At 37.1% G+C, this 1459-nt stretch carries 2 protein-coding genes; both read left to right on the top strand.

Annotated features, from left to right (window positions below):
- Positions 1 to 64: 64 nt before the first annotated feature.
- Complete coding sequence (locus tag K7G79_RS14655; protein ID WP_223552344.1) at positions 65 to 448, top strand: hypothetical protein; 384 nt, start codon at positions 65 to 67, stop codon at positions 446 to 448.
- 43 nt (positions 449 to 491) lie between these two features.
- Positions 492 to 1427 carry a transposase gene (locus K7G79_RS14650; protein ID WP_223552343.1) on the top strand — a complete coding sequence of 312 codons (936 nt, stop codon included), beginning with the start codon at positions 492 to 494 and terminating at the stop codon, positions 1425 to 1427.
- Positions 1428 to 1459 lie beyond the last annotated feature (32 nt).

Genomic DNA, 1459 nt, shown 5'->3' with positions numbered 1-1459 from the left:
GGATCAATCTCAAAAGTTGGGTCTAAAGAGAAAAATAATTTTCTTTGTGCTTTAAATTACATTGATGAATAAAGGCACTGAGTTATCCTTGTTAAGTTTAATATTACCAGAAGGAATATTAGAGTATTTTGATATTGTTGGATTCGATAAGAAGCCTATAAAGCATGTTTTATATGAGAACCGTCTAACGATATATTTGGAGGAAAAAAAACAAATAGCATCTAAGTACAAGGATTGCAAGTATAAAGCCAGTGGCTTCATGGAGCCTCGAATAATCGAGGATTATCCCGTTCGAGACAATCTACTATCATTAAATCTTAAACGAAGGCGTTGGGACGTTCTACTTGATAAAAAGTGGATTAAAGTAAGTCGTGAATGGGATGAATTTATTGCACAGGGAACTCGAATATCAAAAGAGTTTGCTGCTTTTTTAAAAGAAATCGACTGACAATACTGCTCTGAGCAGCCAACAACTTGGGCACCAGTATGGTATGTCTGGGAAAAGGCTTCAAAGACATTATAAGGATCACTTAAGTGATTTTAAGCAATGGGAGCATAAGAGTCATGCTAAACAGTGGCTTGTTTTCCCTGAAAACTTAGGTTCTTATTTATCCATTGATGAGACAGCGCTGTCCAAGGGAGAGCTCTATACCATCATTACCAATAAGAAGGCTAAAGGAAAGAAAGGGGCTTTAGTTGGGATATTCCACGGAACTAAAGTGGAGCCTATTATCGAACAACTCTTGAAGATCCCAGCAAAGAAGCGTGCTAAAGTGAAAGAGATCACCTTAGACATGGCAAACTCTATGAAAACGATCTCCACTAAATGTTTCCCGAAAGCCATCCAAGTAACAGACAGGTTCCATGTACAGAAGCTGGCAATAGAGGCACTCCAAGATCTTCGTATCAAATACCGATGGGAAGCTTTGGATCAAGAAAATGAACAGATAAAGCTATCTAGAGTAGCCGACAAAGAATTTAAACCTGTAACTTTTTCTAATGGTGACAGCTCAAAACAACTCCTAGCTAGGAGTAGATATCTACTGTATAAATCCCCAGATAAATGGACTCCAAACCAGAAAGAGAGGGGACAGATATTGTTTAATGAATACCCAGAATTAAAGAAAGCTTATGGACTTGTTCAAGGCTTGAGGAATATTTTTAACCAAGCCATAGATATTAAAGTAGCTTACACCAAACTAGCCCACTGGTACAAAGATGTAGAGGAGTCAGGATTTAAGAGCTTCCAAACGGTAGCCAATAGTATTACTTTAAATTACCGCTCTGTACTCAACTATTTTTTAAACAGAAGTACAAATGCTTCAGCAGAATCCTTTAATGCCAAAGTAAAGGCTTTTAGATCACAATTTAGGGGAGTCAGGAATACGGAATACTTCTTATATCGCTTGATTAAATTATATTCTTAAAATGGTAAAAACCCAGATTTTGGACTTGATCC

This window comes from Aestuariivivens sp. NBU2969 (assembly GCF_019931125.1).
Classification (GTDB): Bacteria; Bacteroidota; Bacteroidia; order Flavobacteriales; family Flavobacteriaceae; genus Aestuariivivens; species Aestuariivivens marinum.
Note: the sequence above shows the minus strand (reverse complement) of the source record. Positions and strands in the feature narration are given on the sequence as shown.

Excerpts from the sequence above, each read along its gene's own strand:
- K7G79_RS14655 (WP_223552344.1), top strand. The coding sequence starts at position 65 with ATGAATAAAGGCACTGAGTTATCCTTGTTAAGTTTAATATTACCAGAA.
- K7G79_RS14650 (WP_223552343.1), top strand. The coding sequence starts at position 492 with ATGTCTGGGAAAAGGCTTCAAAGACATTATAAGGATCACTTAAGTGAT.